Annotated in this window: 26 protein-coding genes; 10 read left to right on the forward strand and 16 right to left on the reverse strand. The window is 62.6% G+C overall.

Annotation, left to right across the window (positions count from 1 at the left end):
* Positions 1 to 8 precede the first annotated feature (8 nt).
* The 5 genes from ASD71_RS10125 to ASD71_RS10145 all read left to right on the forward strand — a co-directional run bounded on the left by ASD71_RS10125 (position 9) and on the right by ASD71_RS10145 (position 3,251).
* A complete protein-coding gene (locus ASD71_RS10125) occupies positions 9 to 1,178 on the forward strand; it encodes a hypothetical protein (protein ID WP_056562797.1) in 1,170 nt (389 codons plus the stop codon).
* Positions 1,179 to 1,254: 76 nt separating this feature from the next.
* Positions 1,255 to 1,692 (forward strand): helix-turn-helix transcriptional regulator, encoded by a 438-nt coding sequence (locus ASD71_RS10130; protein WP_056562800.1) that lies wholly within the window; start codon positions 1,255 to 1,257, stop codon positions 1,690 to 1,692.
* The gene (locus ASD71_RS10135) at positions 1,593 to 2,042 is read left to right on the forward strand and encodes an SRPBCC domain-containing protein (protein WP_082578851.1); all 450 of its coding nucleotides are present in this window, start codon (positions 1,593 to 1,595) and stop codon (positions 2,040 to 2,042) included. Before ASD71_RS10130 ends, ASD71_RS10135 begins: the two co-directional genes overlap by 100 nt.
* A 92-nt stretch (positions 2,043 to 2,134) precedes the next feature.
* Entirely contained in the window at positions 2,135 to 2,830 is a 696-nt protein-coding gene (locus ASD71_RS10140; protein WP_056562807.1) for a thioredoxin family protein, read from the forward strand.
* Positions 2,787 to 3,251 carry a hypothetical protein gene (locus ASD71_RS10145; RefSeq protein ID WP_235512085.1) on the forward strand — a complete coding sequence of 155 codons (465 nt, stop codon included), beginning with the start codon at positions 2,787 to 2,789 and terminating at the stop codon, positions 3,249 to 3,251. Before ASD71_RS10140 ends, ASD71_RS10145 begins: the two co-directional genes overlap by 44 nt.
* Here ASD71_RS10145 and ASD71_RS10150 read toward each other — a convergent pair.
* The 7 genes from ASD71_RS10150 to ASD71_RS10180 all read right to left on the reverse strand — a co-directional run bounded on the left by ASD71_RS10150 (position 3,232) and on the right by ASD71_RS10180 (position 7,311).
* Positions 3,232 to 3,564 carry a 2Fe-2S iron-sulfur cluster-binding protein gene (locus ASD71_RS10150; RefSeq protein ID WP_056562810.1) on the reverse strand — a complete coding sequence of 111 codons (333 nt, stop codon included), beginning with the start codon at positions 3,562 to 3,564 and terminating at the stop codon, positions 3,232 to 3,234. The two genes, ASD71_RS10145 and ASD71_RS10150, sit on opposite strands and share 20 nt — an antisense overlap.
* 17 nt (positions 3,565 to 3,581) lie before the next feature.
* A complete protein-coding gene (locus tag ASD71_RS10155; RefSeq protein WP_056562813.1) occupies positions 3,582 to 4,169 on the reverse strand; it encodes an NUDIX domain-containing protein in 588 nt (195 codons plus the stop codon).
* Between the two features lie 85 nt (positions 4,170 to 4,254).
* Positions 4,255 to 5,508, reverse strand: coding sequence for an Hsp70 family protein (locus ASD71_RS10160; protein ID WP_056562816.1), 1,254 nt, complete (start codon positions 5,506 to 5,508; stop codon positions 4,255 to 4,257).
* A gap of 72 nt (positions 5,509 to 5,580) precedes the next feature.
* Positions 5,581 to 5,904 carry a hypothetical protein gene (locus ASD71_RS10165; RefSeq protein WP_056562819.1) on the reverse strand — a complete coding sequence of 108 codons (324 nt, stop codon included), beginning with the start codon at positions 5,902 to 5,904 and terminating at the stop codon, positions 5,581 to 5,583.
* A gap of 139 nt (positions 5,905 to 6,043) precedes the next feature.
* Entirely contained in the window at positions 6,044 to 6,268 is a 225-nt protein-coding gene (locus ASD71_RS10170; protein ID WP_056566731.1) for a DUF3820 family protein, read from the reverse strand.
* A gap of 8 nt (positions 6,269 to 6,276) precedes the next feature.
* Positions 6,277 to 6,822, reverse strand: a complete 546-nt coding sequence (locus ASD71_RS10175) for a cysteine hydrolase family protein (RefSeq protein ID WP_056562822.1) — start codon at positions 6,820 to 6,822, stop codon at positions 6,277 to 6,279.
* Positions 6,823 to 6,831: 9 nt separating this feature from the next.
* Positions 6,832 to 7,311, reverse strand: a complete 480-nt coding sequence (locus ASD71_RS10180; protein WP_056562825.1) for an OsmC family protein — start codon at positions 7,309 to 7,311, stop codon at positions 6,832 to 6,834.
* 255 nt (positions 7,312 to 7,566) lie between these two features.
* On the opposite strand from ASD71_RS10180, the gene ASD71_RS10185 reads away from it, so the two are divergent.
* Entirely contained in the window at positions 7,567 to 7,992 is a 426-nt protein-coding gene (locus ASD71_RS10185) for a copper resistance protein NlpE (RefSeq protein ID WP_056566734.1), read from the forward strand.
* An 81-nt stretch (positions 7,993 to 8,073) separates the two neighbouring features.
* Positions 8,074 to 8,823, forward strand: coding sequence for an ABC transporter substrate-binding protein (locus tag ASD71_RS10190; protein WP_056562828.1), 750 nt, complete (start codon positions 8,074 to 8,076; stop codon positions 8,821 to 8,823).
* 60 nt (positions 8,824 to 8,883) lie between these two features.
* Here the strand turns inward: ASD71_RS10190 and ASD71_RS10195 are convergent, their stop codons facing one another.
* From ASD71_RS10195 to ASD71_RS10205, 3 genes are all read right to left on the reverse strand, one after another.
* Entirely contained in the window at positions 8,884 to 9,216 is a 333-nt protein-coding gene (locus tag ASD71_RS10195) for a zinc ribbon domain-containing protein (RefSeq protein ID WP_056562831.1), read from the reverse strand.
* 9 nt (positions 9,217 to 9,225) lie between these two features.
* Positions 9,226 to 10,455 carry a formamidase gene (fmdA, locus tag ASD71_RS10200; protein ID WP_056562834.1) on the reverse strand — a complete coding sequence of 410 codons (1,230 nt, stop codon included), beginning with the start codon at positions 10,453 to 10,455 and terminating at the stop codon, positions 9,226 to 9,228.
* Positions 10,456 to 10,711: 256 nt separating this feature from the next.
* A complete protein-coding gene (locus ASD71_RS10205) occupies positions 10,712 to 11,257 on the reverse strand; it encodes a hypothetical protein (protein WP_235512087.1) in 546 nt (181 codons plus the stop codon).
* A gap of 24 nt (positions 11,258 to 11,281) precedes the next feature.
* On the opposite strand from ASD71_RS10205, the gene ASD71_RS10210 reads away from it, so the two are divergent.
* Positions 11,282 to 11,650, forward strand: a complete 369-nt coding sequence (locus tag ASD71_RS10210; RefSeq protein WP_056562840.1) for a hypothetical protein — start codon at positions 11,282 to 11,284, stop codon at positions 11,648 to 11,650.
* A 77-nt stretch (positions 11,651 to 11,727) separates the two neighbouring features.
* Here the strand turns inward: ASD71_RS10210 and ASD71_RS10215 are convergent, their stop codons facing one another.
* On the reverse strand, positions 11,728 to 13,218 hold the full coding sequence (locus tag ASD71_RS10215; RefSeq protein WP_056562843.1) for an aminotransferase class V-fold PLP-dependent enzyme: 1,491 nt from the start codon (positions 13,216 to 13,218) through the stop codon (positions 11,728 to 11,730).
* Between the two features lie 108 nt (positions 13,219 to 13,326).
* Here ASD71_RS10215 and ASD71_RS10220 point away from each other — a divergent pair, with 108 nt between their 5' ends.
* Together ASD71_RS10220 and ASD71_RS10225 are read left to right on the forward strand one after the other, a co-directional pair.
* The gene (locus ASD71_RS10220) at positions 13,327 to 13,800 is read left to right on the forward strand and encodes an Lrp/AsnC family transcriptional regulator (RefSeq protein ID WP_234015665.1); all 474 of its coding nucleotides are present in this window, start codon (positions 13,327 to 13,329) and stop codon (positions 13,798 to 13,800) included.
* Positions 13,801 to 14,126: 326 nt separating this feature from the next.
* On the forward strand, positions 14,127 to 15,788 hold the full coding sequence (locus ASD71_RS10225; protein WP_056562848.1) for an ABC-F family ATP-binding cassette domain-containing protein: 1,662 nt from the start codon (positions 14,127 to 14,129) through the stop codon (positions 15,786 to 15,788).
* Between the two features lie 555 nt (positions 15,789 to 16,343).
* On the opposite strand, the gene ASD71_RS27940 is transcribed toward ASD71_RS10225, so the two are convergent.
* The 5 genes from ASD71_RS27940 to ASD71_RS27615 all read right to left on the reverse strand — a co-directional run bounded on the left by ASD71_RS27940 (position 16,344) and on the right by ASD71_RS27615 (position 21,050).
* Complete coding sequence (locus tag ASD71_RS27940) at positions 16,344 to 16,853, reverse strand: hypothetical protein (protein WP_156395112.1); 510 nt, start codon at positions 16,851 to 16,853, stop codon at positions 16,344 to 16,346.
* Positions 16,854 to 16,985: 132 nt separating this feature from the next.
* Positions 16,986 to 17,426 carry a hypothetical protein gene (locus tag ASD71_RS27945; RefSeq protein ID WP_156395113.1) on the reverse strand — a complete coding sequence of 147 codons (441 nt, stop codon included), beginning with the start codon at positions 17,424 to 17,426 and terminating at the stop codon, positions 16,986 to 16,988.
* Positions 17,423 to 18,469: a hypothetical protein gene (locus ASD71_RS27950; protein WP_156395114.1), complete on the reverse strand. Its 1,047-nt coding sequence runs from the start codon at positions 18,467 to 18,469 to the stop codon at positions 17,423 to 17,425. The genes ASD71_RS27945 and ASD71_RS27950 overlap by 4 nt, the downstream gene beginning before the upstream one ends.
* Positions 18,442 to 20,640, reverse strand: a complete 2,199-nt coding sequence (locus ASD71_RS10230) for a hemagglutinin repeat-containing protein (protein WP_056562851.1) — start codon at positions 20,638 to 20,640, stop codon at positions 18,442 to 18,444. Before ASD71_RS10230 ends, ASD71_RS27950 begins: the two co-directional genes overlap by 28 nt.
* Positions 20,641 to 20,681: 41 nt before the next feature.
* Positions 20,682 to 21,050, reverse strand: coding sequence for a hypothetical protein (locus tag ASD71_RS27615; protein ID WP_082578852.1), 369 nt, complete (start codon positions 21,048 to 21,050; stop codon positions 20,682 to 20,684).
* Between the last annotated feature and the right edge of the window lie 4 nt (positions 21,051 to 21,054).

The following is a 21,054-nucleotide window of genomic DNA, read 5'->3' on the forward strand; positions in this document are numbered from 1 at the left end:
GCCGCGCCATGCGACGCCCGCCTGCCACTTCCCTGTCCCGCACCGCGCTGGCGGCATCGCTTGCCGTCGTCGCCATGCTCGCGTGCGGCGCCGCGCGCGCGCAAACGCCGCTGCCCGACCCCTACGACTACGACGAAGCCACGCCCGCGCCCAAGCGCGCGGCGCCGCTGCGCTGGCAGGCCGTTGAACTGGGCCGGCCCGGTCACCGGTACAAGATGCCGGTCTACGCCAACCGGGATCTGGCCAAGGACGACCTGCGCGGCATCAAGCAGGTGCTCATCGTCATCCACGGCGTCAAGCGCGACGCCGACAACTACTACGAAACCGCCGCCGCGCTGGTGGCCGCCGATCCCGGGCGCGCGAGCGACACGCTGGTTCTTGCCCCGCGGTTTTCCGGGTCGATCGACTCGGGTTTCTCGGGTATGGCGGCCTGGCGCAAGGCCAGTTGGGAAGACGGCCAGGAAAGCGTCCAGGCCACCGGCCGGCCTGCGCCCGTCACTTCGTTTCAGGTCCTGGACGACCTGCTGCGCAGCCTGAACGACCGCAAGCGCCTGCCAGCTCTTACCGGTCTCGTACTGGCCGGTCATTCGGCCGGCGCGCAACTGGTGCATCGGTATGCGGTGCTGAACAACGTGGACGGGGTGCTGCGCCGCGACGGCCTGGCCATGCGCTACGTCGTCGCCAACCCGTCTTCCTATCTGTACCTGACCAACGAGCGGCCACGCGCCGACGGCAAGGGCTACGCGCCGTACGAGCGCGGCATCTGCCCCACCTACAACCAGTACAAGTACGGCACCGACAAGCTGCCCGCCTACGCCCGCGAATCCGATGATTCCCGCCTTTTCGTGCGTTACGCGTCGCGCGATGTGGTCTACCTGCTGGGCGGCGCGGACAACAACCCCGAGCACCGGCTGCTGGACAAGGCCTGCGGCGCCGAAGCCCAGGGCGCCACGCGGCTGGCGCGCGGCACGGGCTATGTCCAGTACGAACACGTGCTGGCTACCCGCGGCGCCAAGCCCGTCCCCCTGCGTCACACCGCCTTCGAGGTCGGCGGCGTCGGCCACGACGGCAAGCGCATGTTCGGGTCAATCTGCGGCGTGCGGGCGCTGCTGGCCAGCGACGCCCGGGCCAGCAGCACTGCCGCGGCCTGCGACATCATCAAGCCGCGCGGCAAATAAGCCCGCCTCATCCCTAGGGAAATTCCCAAGCCATCCGGCTTGACACGGGTTTGCGGCAGGCCTAAAACTTAACCTTATGGTTAAGTTAAATGATGACGCTCTCGATGCCATCTTCTCCGCGCTGGCGGATGGCACACGCCGCCGGGTACTGGCGGACCTGGAACAGGGCTCGGCCTCGGTCAGCACGCTGGCGCGGCCTCACGCCATGTCCCTGCCCGCCTTCATGAAGCATTTGCGGGTGCTGGAAGACGCCGGCCTGATCGCGCGCGCCAAGGACGGGCGGGTGGTGAGCTGCACGCTGTCTCCCGAACCCATGCGCGCCGCCGCCGGCTGGCTGGCGCGGTACGAACGGTTCTGGACCGGGCAGCTGGATTCGCTGGCGCGATATCTCTATCACGAAGAGGAAATCCATCCATGGAAAACCGAATCTCCCCCCTCGAACTGCGGCTCCAGCGACGCTTCGACGCCCCCGTCGAACGCGTCTGGCGAGCCTGGACCGACCCGCAAGCGCTGATGCGCTGGTTCGGCCCGGCGGGCACGCAACGCGTGCTGCTGGCCGAGACCGACGTGCGCGTGGGCGGCGCCTATCAGGTCGGCTTCATCACCGCAGACGGCGGGGAACACCACGCCAGCGGCCGCTACCAGGAAGTCGCGCTACATCGCCGGCTGGTGTTCACCTGGGCGTGGCGCGACACGCCGCAGGAAACCTCACTGATCACGTTGGACTTCACCTCGGCGGACGGGGGCACCGAGCTTGCCTTCCTGCAGACGCCGTTCGTCGACGAGGCCACCCGAGACAGCCACGAGGACGGCTGGTCCGGCGCCATGGACCGGCTGGCGGATCATCTGGCCGGCAAGGCCTGAACCTGCCGCAGTTGAATCTGTACCCCCGATCTGTACCCCCGATCTGTCAATGCCCCCGGGTCATAGGGCCCGGCTCGCAAAGGAGACGCACAATGCAAACCGATCATCCCGTCGTATCCCGCCATGAATGGACTGTCGCGCGCGAGGCGCTGCTGCGGCGCGAGAAGGAACTGACCCACGCTTCAGACGCCCTGGCCCGCGACCGCATGGCGCTTCCGTGGGTCCGGATGGACAAGGCCTACACCTTCGAAGGCGCGCACGGCATGCAAGGCCTGGATGCCCTGTTCCACGGCAGGCGCCAGCTCATCGTCTATCACTTCATGTTCAGTCCGGACTGGGAGGACGGATGCGTGGGCTGCTCGCTCCTGGCCGACCACCTGGACAGCGCGCTCATGCACCTGCGGCACCACGACGTGACGGTCGTGGCCGTCTCGCGCGCGCCGTATGCCCAACTGGCCGCCTTCCAGGCCCGCATGGGCTGGCAGTTTGATTGGTACTCGTCAGCGGGTAGCGACTTCAATTTCGACTTCGAAGCGTCCGTGCCGCAGGCGGACGGCGCGGTCGAGGAACGCCCGGGAGCCAGCGCGTTCTTCCGTGATCCCGACGGCGAGATCTTCCACACCTACTCGGCCTTCGAACGCGGCGTGGAGCGCCTGGCGGGAGCCTACAACTACCTCGACATCGCGCCGCTGGGCCGCAACGAGAACGGCCCGTATTTCGACGTGCGCGACTGGGTGCGCCACCATGACCGATACGGCGACGCCGCGCGCCACGCCTGCCACGGCTAAGCCGCCGTCCTCGGCGGGCATGGCGGGCCTGTGGCTGGCCTGCCTCGCGGCCATGGGCGCCGGACTGCTGGTGGACACGTGGCGCACACCCGCGGCGCTGCTGGCCAGCGAATGCGGCGCGCCGGGAACGCTGGCGCAATTGGCGTGGCGGCACGTGGTGCTGATGCCGGCCAGCTCTGCCGCGATGGCGCTGGCGGCGCTGCTGCCCTGGACCGGGCCGCAAGGCGGCAACACGCCCCTGGCAAGCCGCGTGCTCTGCCTGGTCCTCATGGCCATCGGCATGGTGCTGGGCGCGCGCCTTGGCGTCCAGACGGCGCAGGCGCTGGGCGCCGCGCCCTTTTTCGGAATGGTGATGGGGATGGCCGCGGGGATGGCCGTGGCCCTGTTGCCTCTTGGCGCGGTCAGCGCCTGGCGCCGGTAAGCGGGCGAACGGCGGCCGGCGCCGTCTCGATCAACGCGGCGCCGGGCGCCTCGATTTCCAGCGCCGACGTCGCCTGCGCCACGCAGGGCAGGATCCAACCCTCTTCCTTTTCGTCGCGCGACAGGCCGGGCCATTCGATGCCGTACACGACCGATCCCTCGATCATCAGGCACATGCAGGCGCGGCAGGTGCCATTGCGGCACGAACTGGGCAGCTTGATGCCCGCCGCCTGCGCTGCCAGCAGCACGGACGTGCCAGCCGGCGCGTCAAAGCGCAGGCCCGAGGGCTGGACAAGAACCGGGTGCGAGCACATCGGCGTCAGGCTCGCCCTCAGGCGACGTTGTCCTGCCAGTCCAGCTTCCAGGCGCCGGACAGCACGTTCTGCATCCACAGCACGCAGGTCAGCGTCTTGGCGTCGGTAACCTCGCCCTGGCTGCAAGCCGCAAGCACATCCTCCGGGCGCTTGCTGATGACGTCCAGGAATTCGTCCTGATCAAGCTGACGCTCGCCGGCCCGCAGGCCGCGCGCAAAGAAGATGTGAATGATTTCGGTGGAGTAGGCGATGGCCAGGTGCAAGGCGCCCGCGTGGGCCCACTGGCGGGCGGTATAGCCCGTTTCCTCCAGCAATTCGCGCTTGGCGCACACCAGCGGGTCCTCGCCCGGATCCAGCTTGCCCGCCGGAAACTCCGTCATCACGCGGCCGATGGGATACCGGAACTGGCGCTCGAGCAGGACGGTGCCGTCGTCGAGCAGCGGAATCACCACCACTGCGCCCGGGTGCACCACGTATTCGCGGATGCCCGTGTGGCCGTTGGGCAGGCTGACGGTGTCGCGGCGAATCTTCAGGAAGCTGCCGTCGTACGGCGCCTCGCTTTTAAGCAGCGTTTCGACGAGATGGGTATCGGCGGGTCGGGTCATGAGGACGTCTGGATCAGGGACTGGAAGGGGCGGCGGGCCGTTGCCGGCACGCCTGGCAGCTTACCATCGCCCCGCCGGCGGCCGGTCAGCCGAACTTGCGCGCGGCGTCCAGTGCAAGACCCGCGCCGATGCTGCCGAACAGGTCGCCTTCCACGCTGCGCGCCTCGGGCACCAGCCGGGACACGCTTTCGCGCAGGCGCGGCACGCGGCTGGAGCCGCCCGTGAAAAACACGGTGTCCACATCCGCCGTCGACACGCCGGCGTCTCGCAGCAATTGGCCCACGGTGGTTTCGACCTTGTCGATCAAGCGCTCCACGCTCGCGTCGAATGACGGGCGCGTCACCTCGACGTCCAGGTCCGGCGCGACGCGCGACAGGTCGATACGCGCGGCGGGCGCCTCGGACAGCGCGATCTTGGCTTCTTCCACCTGCACCGCCACCCAGTGGCCCGCACGCTCCTTCACCAGGTTCAGCAGCAGGTCGATCTTCTGACGATCACCGGCCTCGGCGCGGATGTAGGCAAAATGCTCGGCCGCCTTGCGCGTATAAGCCTGGTTGATGGTGTGCCAGCAGGCCAGGTTGCCGTATTGCGTCGACGGCACATCCTTGCCGCTGCGCAATTGGCTGCCCAGTCCCAGCAGCGGCATCACGTGCGCCAGGCTTAATTGCTTGTCGAAATCCACCCCGCCGATGTGCACGCCGCCATAAGCCAGGATGTCGTCGCGGCGGTCCGGCTTGGCCGCGCGGTCCGGACCCAGCCGGATCAGCGAAAAGTCCGACGTACCCCCGCCGATGTCGATCACCAGCACCAGCTCCTCGCGGCTGATCTGCGACTCGTAGTGAAAAGCGGCGGCCATCGGCTCGAACTGGAACTCGATGTCGGTAAACCCCACGTTGCGCGCGATCTCTTCCAGCGTGTCCTGCGCCGTCTGGTCAGACGCAGGATGGTCGTCCACGAAAAACACCGGACGACCCAGCACGGCGCGGGTAAAGCCGCGTCCGGCGGCCGTCTCGGCGCGCGCCTTCAATTCCGCGATGAAGCGCGTCAGCAGCACGCGAAACGGGATGGAGCGGCCCTGCACTTCCGTCGAGCCGTCGATGAGCGAGCTGCCCAACAGGCTTTTCATCGAGCGCATCAGGCGCCCGTCGTAACCGGCCAGGTAGTCGGAGATGGCCGCGCGGCCATAGCTGACCTCGGCGTCTTCGTCGTGGAAGAAGATGGCCGACGGCAAGGTGGTCTTGCCGTCCTCGAGCGCCAGGAGCGCATGTTGGTCGGGACGGCTCCACCCGACAGTGGAATTGGAGGTGCCGAAGTCGACGCCGCAGGCGGTGGAAATCATGGGAATTCGGGCGCTTAGAGCAAAACGGCGCACAAGTGTACCCGCTCTCGCTCCGGCCCCAAATTCCGTCGCCTATTGCTGCTGGCGGCGCTGCTCCAGCTCGCGCAGGCATTGCTCCACGCCGGCCTGCATCTGCACGTTGGACACGGCCGCACGGTCCGACACCCGGCGGCAGCGCTGGTACTCGGCCTGGCTTTGCGGCGTGTCGCGGATCTCGGGGGGTGGGGGGGCCTCGGGCGTCACCGTCATCCTCAGCGTCGACGGCGGCGACAGGCTGCCCTTGGCCGAGGGAAACTGCATTTCCTGTGCGGCGCCAGGCATGGCGTTCTGGGCCTGGGCGGCGCCCACTGCGCACAAGGCGGCAAGGAAGAATGCGGAAACGTGGTGTTTGTTCATGGCGACCTCTCTTGATAAGTCGACGCCGAGCCAGGGGCCAAGGCGTGCCGATTTATCGTATCCCCGGCGGCGCGCGGGCTTGGTGCCAAAGCGCTACACGGGGCGGGCCAGTTGTTTCCTGGGGTATCCGGCCTGACCGCTAGGACGCGCGCCGGGTTTTGCGCAACGGCTCCAGCAGCGACGACAACCCGTTGTGGTCCAGTTCGTGCATCAACGCCAGCAAGCGCCCCAGCTCGCCAGGCGGAAAGCCCTTGCGCGCGAACCACGCCAGATACGGCCCCGGCAGGTCGGCGATCAGCCTGCCCTTGTACTTGCCAAACGGCATGTCGCGCGTCACCAGCAGGGACAGCAATTCGGGATCCATCACATTCATCAGCGCGCGCCACCCGCAAACAGCTCGGCGGACGGCACGGCGGAGATCTTCACGCCAAAGCTGGAAATGGCCGGCAGCGTGGCATTGTGATGCGCCCGAATTTGCCCGCCGTCCGCATGCGGCTTGTCGTGCGTGGTGTGCGCATCGGCCGCCAGCGTGACCGCCAGGCCCAGCCCCGCCGCACGCCGCACGGTCGTGTCCACGCAGAACTCGGTGGCGTATCCGCATACCACGAGATGCGTGACGCCACGGTCAGCCAGCACCTGCGCCAAATCGGTGCGGAGAAACGAATCCGGCGTTGTCTTGCGAACCCGGCTGTCGTTCGCGGCCGGCGCAAGGCGCGTATCCAGATCCCATCCGGGCTCGCCGTGCGCCAGGCCGGACCCGGGGCTTTCGTGCTGGACATAAATGACCGGCGCACCGGCGGCACGGGCGCGCTCGGCCAGCGCGTTGATGCGGGCCAGCACCTGCGCGGCCTCGAACGGCGGCGGCGAGGTTTCGAACAACGCGCGTTGTACGTCGATCACGATCAGGGCGGATGTCATGGAATGGCGTCAGGGGGTTGGCTGAATCACAATGCGCGGCTCGCACCGTACCGGAAAATTCACCGAATTGGCAATGAAGCAGAAATGGTGCGCGCGTTCGTGCAGCTGTTCCGCCAGCGCGGCATTGTCGCCGGCGCCAATGGTGACGTGGGGCCGCAGTGTCACCGAAGCAAATGCGCCACCCCGTTCGCGGTCTTCAACCATGACGCCGTCGGCCTCATCCCGATAGGCCTGCACGGTCACGCCTTCGACCGCGCACAGGTGCAGATACCAGAGCTTGTGGCAGGCCGACAGCGAGGCCACCAGCATGTCTTCGGGATTCCAGCGGGCAGCATCGCCACGAAACGCGGGGTCCGACGATCCCGGCACGTCGGGCTTGCCCGCGGCCTGAATGACGTGATCGCGGGAATAGGCCGCGTAACCGGCCGTGCCGGCGCCGGTATTGCCGGTCCATTCGACGGTGACGCGGTAATGGTGTTCGCCTTTCATGCCTTGGGTCCTGTAGCCGGGTTGTCCTGTTGCCTCGTTGCCATGTCGTCGCGCCGGCCGACCAATGCCGCCTCACGCGCAAGGAAGGCCGAGCTTAGCGCACGCCCAGCCCCGCCGGTTGGACGTTTATGACACGCATTGGTCTTACATCCCGTTTCAGCATGGGCCAGTTACTGTCCGTATCGTGAAGACGCGTCTGGCCATCTGTCCGTCTGCCCGTCAATTAGCCATTCCGTCACACAGGAGCTCGCCATGATGATGAAAACCACCCTGACCTGCACCCTGAGTCTTGCGCTGCTCGCCGGCTGCGCCCCGTCAAAGCCCATCACCGCCCGCTCCGTGCCGGTGGACCACCACACCTCCCGCGACTCCCTCGACTGGCCCGGCAGCTACGAAGGCACCCTGCCCTGCGCCGACTGCCCCGGCATCCGCGCTCGCCTGACGCTGATGAAGGATGGCCGCTACGAAAAGCTGACGCAGTACCTGGACCGCCAGCCGCAGCCCGAGATCGTGTCGGGCACCTTCAGCTGGGAGTCCGACGGCAGCACGATCCGGCTGGATGCCGCGGGCGATAGCCAGCGTTACTTTGTCGGCGAGAACCAGGTAACGATGCTCTACCGCGACGGCACGCGTCCCACCGGCCCGCTCGCGGCGCATTACGTGCTGCGCCGCGTGCAATAAGCCATCGCGCCGCCGCCGGCTTTAGGGCTATCCTCTGGCATCAACCGCGCCCGGCGGCGCGCCTCATCCAGCAAGGAAGCCATGAATACCGATCACGAAATGCTGTCTGCCTTCGCCCCGAAGGGCGTGCTGCGCGCGTCCATCAACCTGGGCAATCCCATCCTCGCCAACACCGATCCCGCCACCGGCCAGCCCGGCGGCGTGTCGGTGGACCTGGCCACCGAACTCGCGCGCCGGCTCGACGTGAAGCTGGAACTCGTGGTCTTCAAATCCGCCGGTGAATCCGTCAACGCCGTCGCCGCCGAACAGGCCGACGTGGGCTTTTTCGCGATCGACCCGCTGCGTGGCGAGCAGATCGCCTTCACCGCGCCGTATGTCGTCATCGAAGGCGCCTATCTGGTGCGCCAGGACTCGCCCATCGCCCGCATGGACGAGGTCGACCGCCCCGGCCAGCGCGTCGTGGTCGGCAAGGGCAGCGCCTATGACTTGTACCTGACCCGAGAACTCAAGCAGGCCGAGATTTTCCGCGCCCCCACCTCGCCCGCCGTCGTCGACACCTTCGTGCAGGAAAACATGGAGGTCGCCGCGGGCGTCAAGCAACAGCTCGAAGCCGACGCGCAGCGTCTGGGCGGATTGCGCCTATTGGACGGACACTTCATGCTGATCCGCCAGGCGATGGGCGTGCCCAAAAGCCGAGGCGACAAGGCCAGCGCGTACCTGTCCGCCTACGTCGAGGCCATGAAGAAATCCGGCTTCGTCGCCGAGGCGCTGACGCGCCACAAGATCCAGGGCGCCGCCGTGGCGCCGCTGGAAGCGGCGGCGCAGGCATAGGCGCCGAAACACCGCGCGGCCGGGCGTCATCAAACAGCGGCCCGGCCGGCAGCGATCGGGCTAGTGGCTGATCATCCAGGGCCTTGCGCCCGCGAATGACTTTGCGCCGTCTCCCGACGTGCGCGTTCGGCCCCGCGAGCGCGCACTGCCGCAGCACCCGCAGTTCATCCCATGCCCCGCGCGCGTGCTGCGCGGCTCATTGGCGCTGCGCTCGTTCGCCGCGTGCGCCCGGTTCATGGCCGACGACAGTGCCGACACCGCCGGCGCACCGCCCACGATGCGGCCCGACTGCGCCCCGCACTGCGGGCAATCGGCCGGATCCCGCCACTGCGCCAACGGCCGCAATGCGGCAAATTCCCCGCAGTCCGCGCACGCATAGTCATACATCGGCATCGTCGTCTCCTAAAGATCGCGCGACAGCGGCATATCGACGTCGCCCTTGATGTGCTTGACGGGCCCGCTTGCGGACGGCTGGATATCGAAGTCGAAGATCTCGGTGGGCAACCAGAGCGTGGCGCACGAATTGGGAATGTCCACCACGCCGCTGATGTGCCCCTGCACTGGCGCGCACCCCAGCAGCGAATAAGCCTGCGCGCCCGAATAGCCGAACTTCTTCAGGTATTCGATGGCGTTCAGGCAGGCCTGCCGATAGGCCACATTCACGTCCAGATAATGCTGCTTGCCCGCTTCGTCGACAGAAATACCCTCGAAAATCAGAAAGTCCTTATAGGCCGGCGTGATCGGACTGGGTTTGAAGATCGGGTTGCGGATCGCGTACTTGTCCATGCCGCCCTTGATCAGCGACACGCGCATGTGCACCCAACCGGCCATCTCGATTGCGCCGCAAAACGTGATCTCGCCGTCGCCCTGCGAAAAATGCAGATCGCCAACCGACAACCCGCCGCCCTGCACATACACCGGAAAAAACACCCGCGCCCCGCGCGAGAGATCCTTGATGTCGCAATTGCCGCCATGCTCGCGCGGCGGAACCGTGCGCGCCCCCTCGCCCGCCGCACGATCGCGGTCGGCGCCCTGCAACGCCCCCATGTGCGCGGTCTTGGGCGCGGGCGGATTGGCCAGCGGCGGCACGCGATCCGGATTCGTATCGATCAGCGCCTGCTCGCGCCGGTTCCATTCGTCCAGCAGCTTCCTGTCCGGCAGGCAGCCGATCAGCCCCGGATGGATCAACCCCGCGAAATTGACGCCGGGAATGTGCCGCGACGACGTAAACATGCCGTGAAAATCCCAAATGGATTTCTGCGCGTGCGGAAAATGATCGGTCAGAAAGCCGCCGCCATTGTTGCGGCTGAAAAATCCGTTGAACCCCCACAGGCTGTCCGGCTTGGCGCCGATATCCAGCAGGTCCACCACCAACAGATCACCCGGCTCCGCACCTTCCACCCCTACCGGTCCGGACAGAAAATGCACGGTCGACAAATCCACGTCCCGCACGTCGTCGGCGCTGTCGTCATTCTTGATCGCGCCGCCCGTCCAGTCATAGGTTTCCAAAATGAAATCGTCGCCGGGCTTCACCCACACCGCCATCGGAATATCCGGATGCCAGCGGTTGTGGATCTGCTTGTTTTCGTAGGGGGATTGCTCCAGATCGACACTGATAAGCGTATTGGTCATTCTCTTTCATCTCCGTCGTAAAGCGTTGATAAAACAGAAGGGGTGACCGCTGGCTGTCTAAAAAGAAGCGCGAAACAAGGCTTCGAAAGCCATTGATCTGTCAGGGACGGTAGGACAGTTTTAGACAGCGGTAAACTGGCTTTTTGCACAGTGACTGATGCCTGTGCCGCAACTGCATTGCGCAGCGCGCCGAGTATTACGCCGTAGGCAGGGTCCCATACGCGCAACGCGTCGTATGGGACTCGCCGATCTCGCTTCAGCCCTGCAGAAGAATCCCCAGCCGGCTATTCCAAGTGTCGCCATAACCCTTGCCAGCAACAGGAATGCGGATCAATGGCCGCTTCAGGTCGTTGGTGGAAAAGTCGAAATGCACGTTCAGGAACGACAGGTTTCCGCTGCCCGACTTTTCAGTCCATTTGAGTTGCCACTTGCGGATGTATGAAAAGTCCAGGACTTCGCCCGGGTCCTTCGCGCCATCCACCATGCACAGTTTCTGGCTTTGCGGGTCGAACGCGATGACGACCTTCTTGTCCTTGTCGCTCAGAATCAATTCGCTGTCGACACTGTCTTCCGGAAACGCCGTGCCCAACCGCTGATTGTGTTCGCGAAACTTCGCCAACAATGCCTTGTGGCGCTTCTGCTGGCGATGCACAGCCCAGGCGATCACCGCGACGATCGTCAGGACAATGGAAATGATATTGAACATGGTGCTGGCCCCCTGATGGCCGATAAACGCTGTAATGGCGTTAACGGCCGCAAGGGCGGGAAACTTTAACCAGCAGTTATGATGCAAGCCATTCATCGCGCTCCACGAAGGTTCTCCCGCATGGCCGTCTTGCACCGCCCGTCCCTCGCCGCTCTTCTCATCATCGCCGCGTGCGCCAGCGCGCCCGCAATTGCCGACGACGGCTGTGTCGCGCGCGTCGATGCCGAGCTGGTACGCATCAAACAGGCGCAGGACGCCCAACGCACGCGCGAGGCCGCCAATAACCTGGAACTGAATCGAGAGCTATGCCAGGGCCGCCTGGACCTGCTGGACGCGCGCTTTGCCTTGAGCGACGACTTCGAGGCGTGCCGCCGCAATGGCGTGCAGTTTTCGGATCAGGTCACGCGCACACTGACGGGCGCGTCCGACGATCTCACCGGCATGAAGGCCTCGTGGATCCGGACCTGCGGCCTGCAAATGAAGGACTGAGAGGGCCGCCTTCAAGTCAGGTATTTCAATTGCAGCCGCTAGAGCGGCCGCAATCTAGGTCAACAACGGCGTCGTTCTTATGCCGCCTGCTTCTGACCATCGCGCGGAAAGAAAATCGCGCGGCTGGGATCAAAGCCATAGAGGGACTCGTACTCCGGCGCGTCTGCCGCCAGCGCGAGCACCGACTCCAGAATGAAATCCGCCTTCGCGTCCGACAGCAGCGCGCTGAAGTTCAACCGCACAAAGCCCGGCTTCTCGATCTCGCGGCCGTCCAGAATGGCCTGCCGCATCTGCAACGACTGCGTCTCGTCAATATCCAGCAGACGGTGCACATAGGGCCCCGCGCAAGCGCATCCGCCGCGTGCCTGTATGCCGAAGCGATCGCTCAGCATGCGCGTCACCAGCTGCTGATGCACGAATCCGCCCTTGCCATCGCGCACCCGAAACGAAAAGATCGGCAGGCGGTTCGCCGTCAGCGAACCCAGCAGTTCCAGACGCTCCGCACCCTTCCAGGCCGCAAGCGCGCGCTGCACGAAGTGCGCATGGCGCTCCTGCATGAATGCCGCCCCCAACGCTTCCTTCACCAGCACCACCAGCGCGGCGCGGATATCCCCCACCACATTCGGGGTACCCGCTTCTTCGCGCGATTCCAGACTGCCGCTGTAATCATGGCCCACAGGCGATACGAATTTGACCGTGCCGCCGCCCGGCCAGGTCGGGGTCGTGTCGAGCACCGCATCGCGGCGCACGATCAGCACGCCCGATGCACCGGGACCGCCGATGAACTTGTGCGGTGAAAATACGATGGCGTCGATCTGCGCATCGCTCGCGGGCGACATCAGGATAGGCAGGTACGGCGCGCCACCCGCATAGTCCCACAGCATCTTCGCGCCGGCCGCCTTCACAAGCCGCGTAATGCCGGCGACATCCGCCACGATGCCCGTCACGTTCGACGCCGCCGACAGCGCGCAGACGACCAGCGCGTTTTCCGGCGCCTGCAGCGCCTGCGCCAACTGCGCCAGGTCCGGCCCGCCTTCCGGGCTTTCTGCCAGTTCGACGATCTCAGCGCCGCATTCGCGCCACGGCAGGATGTTCGAATGATGCTCGTACGGCCCGATGATGACCCGGACCTTGCGACCGGCAGCCACTGCCGCCTTCACGCCGAACAGATTCACGAGCCGGTTGATACCCGCCGTCGCGCCCGACCCCGAGAAAATCACCGCATGCTCATCGCCGGCGCCACAACAACGCCCGATGGCAGCGCGCGCCTCGCGCCGCAGCCGCGTAATAAAGCCGCCGCAAAACGACGCCTCGGTGTGCGAATTGGCGTAATACGGCAGCACCTGTTCAAGCACAAAGCGCTCCACCTGCATCAGCGCCCTGCCCGACGCGACGTAATCCGCATAGACCAGAGGCTTGGAACCGAAAGGCCCGTCAATGCAGGCATCCTTGCCGATAAGCCCGTCGGCAAGCGCCGCCGCGATATCGGAAGTCTTCAGGCTGTCTTGAAACTGCTGCAACGGCGAAGCCGAGACGCGGACGGGCGCCTCGGCGAAAGGCATATTCATGGCGAGAGGGATCCGAAAAGTACGCAAATATCATACGATGGATGCCTTGATGAAACATCACCGTTTTTTTGCCATAAGCTCATGAAAACGGGTCATATGATCGAATCTATGGAAAAAATCGACAAGCTTGATCTGAGTATCATCTCTTGCCTGCAAAAAGACGGCGCGCTGTCGCAGCGCGAGCTTGCCGATAGGGTCGGCCTGTCGCAGAACGCATGCTGGCGCAGGCTTCAACGATTGAATGCCTGCGGCATCATCCGCGGCACGCGTGCTGAGGTCAGTCTGGTCGCGCTGGGCCTGGACCTCACCGTCTTCGTCATGATCCGCACTAGTCACCACGCCAAGGCCTGGGCCGATGGGTTCCGGCAGCACGTTGAGCGTCTGCCGGAGGTCACGGAGTTCTATCGCATCGGCGGCGATTGGGACTACCTGATCAAGGTTGTCTGCCGCGGCATGGTTGGATACGACCGGTTCTATCAGAAGCTGATCACGGATTTTGAGCTGTCCACCGTGACGGGGTTCTTCAGCATGGAAGCGATCATTGAGAACCGGCCGCCGGATCTGCGGATGCTGGAAGATTGAGGACGCTGCGCGGTAGAAGCGATGGCGCTGTCGTCGGCTGCGCGCCGAAAAGGCGGCGCGGTGTAATGGTTGCCGGTCACTTATCGATAATCGCGTCGTGTTTCGGGCGCCGGCAGCCCGCTGGAGGCAATCACGTGGTCCAGTCATCGGCCGCCATTTGAAATACACTGCGCACGATGCGCCCCGGAACTTTCCCGCGGCGCGTTGTTCGAATTCACCTCATTCCCACATCGCGGAGACCCGTCCGGCCATGACCCTCTAAGCCCTCCCCCAGATCACCGTTTGCGCTGCGCGCAACGCGTCTTATCGATTCCGGAGAGCTTTACATGGCCCAGTCTTCCCGCGCGCCCGCACCGGCGCATCCCCAGCCGCAATCCACGGCGCCTTTCCTCAGCTTGCGTCACGTCAGCCATGCGCTGCCGGATGGACGCATCCTGCTCCACGACGTCAGCCACGACTTTGACGGCAGCACCCGCCATGGCCTTATCGGCCGCAACGGTGCGGGCAAGTCCGTGCTGCTGCGCCTGGCGTACGGTGACCTGACCACGCAAACCGGCCGCATCGTCCGCCACGGCAGCATCGCCTACGTGCCTCAAGAACAACCGCAAAGCGCCGGCGCCACGTTGGCCGACATCGCCGGCATTGCGCCGATTTTGCGGGCCTTGTCCCACGTCGAAGCCGGCAGCACTCGCCAGTCAGACTTCGATCTGGCCGACGGCCATTGGCGCATTCGCGACGATTGGACTCGCATGCTCGCCGACGCCGGATTACCCACGTGGCAGCCCGACCATCCTGCCTCAATCGCCAGTGGCGGCGAACTCACGCGCGTTGCACTCGCCGGCGCGCTGATGCAGAACCCCGACGCCCTGCTGCTGGACGAACCCAGCAATCACCTGGACGCAGGCGCCCGCCGCTGGCTCATGGATCAGATTGCGGCCTGGCGCGGCGGTCTGGTGGTCGTCAGCCATGACAGATCCCTGCTCGATGCGATGTCGAGCATCGTCGAATTGGATCGGGGCACCCTCACAGCCCATGCTGGCAACTACACCGCCTACCGCGTCAATCGGGACCGCCTGAACGCCGCGCACGAAGCATCCTTGGCACACGCCCGCAACGATCGCACCGCCACCCTGCGCGCGCTGCGCCAACAGCACGACGCTCAACAACAACGCAGCGCCCGCGAAGGCCGCAAGGCTCGGGATGCAAACCAGGCGCCGATCCTGCTGGGTATGAAGAAGGCGAATGCCCAAGCCCATGCGGGCCGTGAGAACGTGCGGCGGCAGGACACCGTTGCCGCGTTGGACGACGCAGTAAGGCAGGCCGCCGCACAGGTCGATCAATCGGCCGGCATCGCGCTGGCCCTGCCCGAAACTGCGGTGCCGCAGGGTCGCCGCGTTCTGCATCTGGAAAATGCCAAACCGCCGTTTCCAGAAGACGGGTGTGCGCTGACGATGACGCTGTCGGGCCCGTTCCGCTTGGCCATTCGCGGGCCGAACGGCTGTGGCAAGAGTACGTTGCTGTCGATGCTGGCCGGAGAGTTGGTTCCGCGCGAAGGCGTATGCGACGTCCGGGTGCCGACCGCCATGCTGGATCAGCGGGCGTCCGTCATTCCGGAAGACAAATCCCTGCTGGAGACGCTGCATGCGCTGGGCGCCACGTTATCGGAAGGCGAACTCCGCAGTCGGCTGGCATTGCTGGGTCTTGGGTCTGAGCAGGTCAATGCGCCCGCCGGGACATTGAGCGGTGGGGAGCGCCTTAAGGCGGCGCTGGCGTGTGCGTTGTGGCGGAAAACGCCTGCGCAGTTGTTACTGCTGGATGAGCCGACGAATCATCTGGACATTGAGTCGGCGGAGGCGATGGAGGAGGCGCTGCGAGCCTATCCCGGAGCGGTGGTGGTGGTGTCGCATGATGAGGCGTTTTTGGAGGGGATTGCGCCTACGCATGAGATGGTTTGGGAGATCCACGGCTGGCGGGTGACTGCGGAATGACGCATTGGCCGATGACGGATCCGTTAGCGCCGACGGCACTCAAGGCCACTATGAAGGAAACCCGTTTTAGTTCAGAGGAATCAGTATTCCAAACATCCAGCTCTATAAGATCACACTTGGTGAAGATGGCGCGTGTAAACACATGCACAGCCTGGCCGGGAACCGCAACAGCGTCCTGCATCGCAGGCGTCATCCTCACGTCGCCAGCGGCGTCTATTGCGGCTTGATCCAAGGCATTGTTACCTGAGCCAATCCTTATTGCCTTGCGCGCCCAGCTATTTATTTGATAGTAGGAAACTCGTTCTCGTGTCACATCAATCTGCTTTATACCCGTGGACAAACCACCGCAATGCGATCGTCTGCGCCCACAGGCAATAATCTCGCATCACGTCCCGTACGCATCCCTTGGCGCCGCAAAGCGCAACGTCCCAATCTTTTCGCACTGATACGGATATTTTTCAGTACACCGCTGTAACACGGTTCGCGCCAACTTGTTCGCGATGTTTGCTGCGATGTTCTGCGCTGTCCAGGAAGAACCTCGATTGGAAAATTCGGTCAGCGATATCGGGTATGTGTCTTCGGCAAGGCCCCGATACTCCCCGGTCTCTGCGTCGTACAGTCGAATGTTGACGCCAACGCTGGGCTGGTACTGTTGATATCCGGCAAATCCGTTGGGTTCCCCAACGGCCACAACATACTTTGCACCGATGGTCGCGCGTCTTCTTTCAATGTGCTCGGCCTGGCCGATTTCGGGTCTGACTTGCGGGTCCTAATTATCGCTGCAATTCCCGCCGCATCCGTTGCGATTGGGAGTTCGTTGTTCAACGCTATGCATACCGCCTCGCCTGCATAAGCAGCCGGATAGGCTGTTCTCGCACCCAAAATACCAACAGCATCTATTTTCTTTTTGAAATCGCAATCAGCCGTATAGATGAGAACCGGGCTGATTTTCTCTTCCGGGGCCGGATCCGAGGTTAAAGCTGCAGGCGGCGAACCCATGATGAATGTGCAACCGGAAAGAGCGAATAGAGAAATCACTGCAAAAGACTTCGATGCATCAACCATTGCAACCCCAGCACCTCAACAACACATTCCAATTAAACCATCCCACCATTAGCCATGCGTGTTCCTCACCATATTTCGATAAAAATGGGATGAAAAACACCTAAATATGGCTTTCATTTTGGAAAGATTGATTCAGGGCTTTGGACCAAAACGCGGCCTGCCTTTTCGGGCAGACTTTCGGGTTTCTAATTCCAACAGTTCAAACAATCTCTTCAAGCTGCCGGGCATCCCCCACACCTTAACCGAAATGCCATGAACGGAAAGCCGCAATAACGGCGAACCGATCTGGTAAGGGCGCACTTTTACATATTTAAACTCGAACTCATTTAGTGTAAAAAAACACCACACAAGTCGGTCATTATATACAGTCAATCTTGTAAGGATCTCTGTGGAATAGAGCACCCCTTTCCTGCACACAGTCGTAACGCGGACACTCAGGCGTTCAGAACGCCCTTTTTCCACCTTCCTCCTGCGACCAGGCACAAACCACAAAATCGAAAGCGCCAGAACCAATAGCCCAAAACCTATCAAAATTGCATATTCTTGACCGACCTCGAAACGATATGCCTTCACTTTTCTCCTCCGCCAGATCTATAGGTCGGATCAACCGTAACATTTATCGGTAGCACTTTTCCCACACCAACTCCCACCCCCACTCCATTCACATATCTAGAAGGCACGTACCATGACTTTTCGTCCCATGCCATGGGGTTACTTGGCGTCACCTGCATGGAAAATGCCCCTGCACCAAAATTGAATACAATCGGGCCGGAGTACTGAGGGTCCCCATAAATTCCCGCGCTAAGACCAATATCAAAAACACCACCCACCATATAGTCTGGCTTCAAGTCAAAAGATCCTTTGTTCCAGGATGCGGCGTATCCTGCACCCACTCCAGGAGAAGCCGGCAAGTGAAACGCTCCCTGAAATATGAAATTTGGATTATTTCTATAGTCCGAGCGTGGAATTCCGGCCGAGAAATCTCCCGTATTCCATCCTGGAGAGAATGACCCAAGTGAATCATACTTTTGGGGAAACACAACCAACTGACCCGGGGGCGGAGCTGACCAACTATATGGAGATGAATCATTTCCGGTGTTAGCCAAGATCAACTGTCGCAAAGTATCATTTGGATTTGACATGGCGCCCGAGCTCTGTACAAGCCAATATCTGCCGCCCCCGTCTCCCTGGAGTGACATTCCAGTACTGTCAAACAAATTTGCTGATGACGTCGTGTGATCCAGAGGTACTACTATTCCACTACTTGCAGACTCTCCGTATGACGAATTGTTAGCTGCACGCAATGCGGATTCAATTTGATCCGCGGAGATATCCGACCCATCAGCATTTGTTATTCCTTTCATTCTCGCATCTGCTGCAACCCGTTGTGCCAAGCTTTTCTCTTCAGGATGAAGTTGCCGATTAAACATATCCGCGACGGCCGCTCCGCCCGCCCCGCTGCGCCCACCGACGGCGGCGCCGGCAGCGCTTGCGATGACATTCAATAGCACGTGTGTGACCTGATCCTTCATCGCCCCCGACAAACCAGCGACGGCGAGTTCAACTTGTTCGCGCATCAAGCTGGTGGCTATATCGCCTGCAACCGTCCCTGCCATTGCTCCTGCAACATTCCCGCCCCCCAACGCTGCGCCAATTCCTGCAACCGCGGCATGGAGCGCATCGCGCCAGGTTTTCCCTCCCCCCAAAGATCCGGGTCATCCTTTTTCAGATCCTTCAGCACATCCCCCGCAATCTGCATCCCCAACTGACCAAACGCCTGCTGGAATTCAAGTTGCTCGCGCACCTTGTCCTTGTCGAAGATCTGCCCGATGCTGCCATTCGCGCCCGCGGTGTCTCGGCTCAGGCCCGCCGTGCTATCGCGACCCATCTCTTTATCTGAACGAACGTCAATCGTGCCCGGTGCAACGGCGGCGTAGGTGGTGCCCGAATCGCTGCCGCTCGTTTGGCCAAAGCTCAATCCCGACGGACCAATTCCATTGGCACCGCCTTTGTTTGCGATGTCGAAAGCGCCGGACATTCCCAGGTTCACGCCAGCCGTCGTGGACTTGTATGTCGCTTTGTTCTCAAGATTGGTAAAGCCGAACGTCTCGGTAGACAGTATGTTTTTTGACGCCTCCGCATCGCTGGCGATTACCGCCCCGTCCAGTTGCGTGTGCTTGCCGACGTAGATATCAAAGCCGCCGCTGCCCGCGTACAGGCCTGACTGCTCGATAACGCTGTCGTAGTTGGACTTGGTCTTGCCGATACTGGCGCCAATGTATGCGCTACCCGTCATGGAGCCGAAGCTGAAGCTGCCCCCCGCATTGACCTGGCTTTGCTTGGCGTTGTAGCGGTCCGTGTCCTGCTGGCTTGCTATCGTCAGGTTGCGGCCGATGTCCGCGCGGATGCTGTCTGCGCGGGCTTGGGCGCCCATCAGGACGGTGTCCCGACCTGAGATCAGGGTCAAATTGTCGCGAGCGCTGATCTGCGACTCTTGGTACGTGGTGCCGTTACCGTTGGCGTTACCCTTTCCGGCGTAGCCGCTGGCAAAGATGTTGATACCACCGCCGCTGCCGCTGTCCGACACGCCGATACCGACGCCGACCTTCCAGCCGCTGTTCTTGTTGGTTGAGGTTTCTGTCGAAGTTTGCGATTGGCTAAGAAGGTGCAGGTCGTTGGTCGCCGCCAGCAGAACGTTCTTGCCGGTGACATCGCTTCCTACGATCGACAGATTGCCGGAGCCGGCGACACCCTTCTCGCCTAACGCAACGATCGAAACGTTGCCGCCGGCCATGATGGACGACCCAAATGCGGTTTCCTGGCTGCGTTTTGTCTCGCTGACGGATTTGCTGGAGCCCACGCTGATTTGGATCTGCGCACTTGCGGCTTCCTTCTGCGCGGTGGTGGCCTCCGCGCCCTTCGCAGCGTCCATCATCCTGTCGGCTTGTACTGCCTGGTACGCTGCCTGCCCAACCTTGACCGCAGCAAGACGCCCGCTCTTGGCCTCTCCAGCCTGTTGGAGCGTGCCATGGATCTGTTGGGCTGCACCCAGCATGCCGCCGGCCACGCCGATGGTGATTCCCGATTGCTTGAACTCGTGATATTCGTGCTGGCGAGCTTCGCCCACGCCTGCAACGATGGCCACGTTCCGGCCGGCGATTGAGATATCGCCATCCTGCGCCAGCACGCTGCTGGCGAACACTCCGACGTCGCGTCCCGCATCGATGGTCACGTTGCCGCCGACGCTTCCTACCGTACTCGCGGAGAAACCGCCGCTCTCTCCCTTCATCCAATCGGTCCTGGCTTGCTTGCTGTAGCCGATATTGAAGCCACCGCCACCGCCAAGGCCGGATTTCGTGACCTTTTCGTATTGATAGTCCTTGTATGACTCCGCGGCCGCGGCGATCGTGATATCCCGATTTGCCGCGAGCAACACGTCGTTATCTCCGACGACGTTGGAGCCTTGGACGGTCAGGTCCCGGCCGGCCATCAGCGCAACCGTGTCGCCCATGAAGTTAGAGGCCTGAGCGAGCTCAAATTCACTGGCCGTTTTGGTATGCGTCGTCTTTGACGACATGAACCCTTTGGTCTTGTAGTGGGTCTCGTCGTACGCCGAGCCGGTCTGCACGCCCGCCATCAGGTTGATATCTCGTCCAGCACCCACGGCCAGCTGATCGCCCGCCGTCACGTCCGCGGCACGCGCATTGACGTCCTGCCCGGCAATCAGCGTAAGGTTGCCATCCGCCGCAATGGACGAACCGACTTCCGAGCTGGTGCATGACCTCACTTTAATTCCAAACCGACCGCACCTTGCACCTTCTGAACAACCTAATCACCGAAAATCAATTCTACACCCCCCCCCTTTATTTTCACCTTACCCCAATCTCCTGATAGCAAAAACCAGCCCCCCCCAAAATTAAAGCTATCTATATTCCCATAATCAATCTCACCAGACGCGTCTGAGAAACCAAAAAAACGCCTCTCGATCCACTCAAGAGATTCAAAATTTGAAAATCGTAATGAAGCCCTTCGATAGCAATAATACTCTCCAGCCCGGGGCTTCTCATACTTCGAGTGCTTTTCAGTAAGAACAACCTCCAACTCGAAGGCGAGTGAATTTGCCCCCTCGTTAATAGCCAACACGTAGCTATCTTCGAGATAAATATGGGAGAGCGACGAAATTTTATAATAGTTCATAATT

The sequence above is a fragment of the Achromobacter sp. Root565 genome (assembly GCF_001427425.1).
GTDB classification, from domain to species: Bacteria; Pseudomonadota; Gammaproteobacteria; order Burkholderiales; family Burkholderiaceae_B; genus Achromobacter; species Achromobacter spanius_D.

Excerpts from the sequence above, each read along its gene's own strand:
- ASD71_RS10195 (WP_056562831.1), bottom strand. The coding sequence starts at position 9,216 with ATGCCGATGTATGACTATGCGTGCGCGGACTGCGGGGAATTTGCCGCA.
- ASD71_RS10125 (WP_056562797.1), top strand. The coding sequence starts at position 9 with ATGCGACGCCCGCCTGCCACTTCCCTGTCCCGCACCGCGCTGGCGGCA.
- ASD71_RS10205 (WP_235512087.1), bottom strand. The coding sequence starts at position 11,257 with ATGAATGGCTTGCATCATAACTGCTGGTTAAAGTTTCCCGCCCTTGCG.
- ASD71_RS10155 (WP_056562813.1), bottom strand. The coding sequence starts at position 4,169 with ATGACCCGACCCGCCGATACCCATCTCGTCGAAACGCTGCTTAAAAGC.
- ASD71_RS10215 (WP_056562843.1), bottom strand. The coding sequence starts at position 13,218 with ATGAATATGCCTTTCGCCGAGGCGCCCGTCCGCGTCTCGGCTTCGCCG.
- ASD71_RS10210 (WP_056562840.1), top strand. The coding sequence starts at position 11,282 with ATGGCCGTCTTGCACCGCCCGTCCCTCGCCGCTCTTCTCATCATCGCC.
- ASD71_RS10150 (WP_056562810.1), bottom strand. The coding sequence starts at position 3,564 with ATGTGCTCGCACCCGGTTCTTGTCCAGCCCTCGGGCCTGCGCTTTGAC.
- ASD71_RS10140 (WP_056562807.1), top strand. The coding sequence starts at position 2,135 with ATGCAAACCGATCATCCCGTCGTATCCCGCCATGAATGGACTGTCGCG.
- ASD71_RS10160 (WP_056562816.1), bottom strand. The coding sequence starts at position 5,508 with ATGATTTCCACCGCCTGCGGCGTCGACTTCGGCACCTCCAATTCCACT.
- ASD71_RS10185 (WP_056566734.1), top strand. The coding sequence starts at position 7,567 with ATGATGAAAACCACCCTGACCTGCACCCTGAGTCTTGCGCTGCTCGCC.
- ASD71_RS10135 (WP_082578851.1), top strand. The coding sequence starts at position 1,593 with ATGGAAAACCGAATCTCCCCCCTCGAACTGCGGCTCCAGCGACGCTTC.
- ASD71_RS10180 (WP_056562825.1), bottom strand. The coding sequence starts at position 7,311 with ATGAAAGGCGAACACCATTACCGCGTCACCGTCGAATGGACCGGCAAT.
- ASD71_RS27940 (WP_156395112.1), bottom strand. The coding sequence starts at position 16,853 with ATGGTTGATGCATCGAAGTCTTTTGCAGTGATTTCTCTATTCGCTCTT.
- ASD71_RS27615 (WP_082578852.1), bottom strand. The coding sequence starts at position 21,050 with ATGAACTATTATAAAATTTCGTCGCTCTCCCATATTTATCTCGAAGAT.
- fmdA (WP_056562834.1), bottom strand. The coding sequence starts at position 10,455 with ATGACCAATACGCTTATCAGTGTCGATCTGGAGCAATCCCCCTACGAA.
- ASD71_RS10145 (WP_235512085.1), top strand. The coding sequence starts at position 2,787 with ATGACCGATACGGCGACGCCGCGCGCCACGCCTGCCACGGCTAAGCCG.
- ASD71_RS10220 (WP_234015665.1), top strand. The coding sequence starts at position 13,327 with ATGGAAAAAATCGACAAGCTTGATCTGAGTATCATCTCTTGCCTGCAA.
- ASD71_RS10130 (WP_056562800.1), top strand. The coding sequence starts at position 1,255 with ATGGTTAAGTTAAATGATGACGCTCTCGATGCCATCTTCTCCGCGCTG.
- ASD71_RS27950 (WP_156395114.1), bottom strand. The coding sequence starts at position 18,469 with ATGGCAGGGACGGTTGCAGGCGATATAGCCACCAGCTTGATGCGCGAA.
- ASD71_RS10225 (WP_056562848.1), top strand. The coding sequence starts at position 14,127 with ATGGCCCAGTCTTCCCGCGCGCCCGCACCGGCGCATCCCCAGCCGCAA.
- ASD71_RS10170 (WP_056566731.1), bottom strand. The coding sequence starts at position 6,268 with ATGGATCCCGAATTGCTGTCCCTGCTGGTGACGCGCGACATGCCGTTT.
- ASD71_RS10190 (WP_056562828.1), top strand. The coding sequence starts at position 8,074 with ATGAATACCGATCACGAAATGCTGTCTGCCTTCGCCCCGAAGGGCGTG.
- ASD71_RS10175 (WP_056562822.1), bottom strand. The coding sequence starts at position 6,822 with ATGACATCCGCCCTGATCGTGATCGACGTACAACGCGCGTTGTTCGAA.
- ASD71_RS10165 (WP_056562819.1), bottom strand. The coding sequence starts at position 5,904 with ATGAACAAACACCACGTTTCCGCATTCTTCCTTGCCGCCTTGTGCGCA.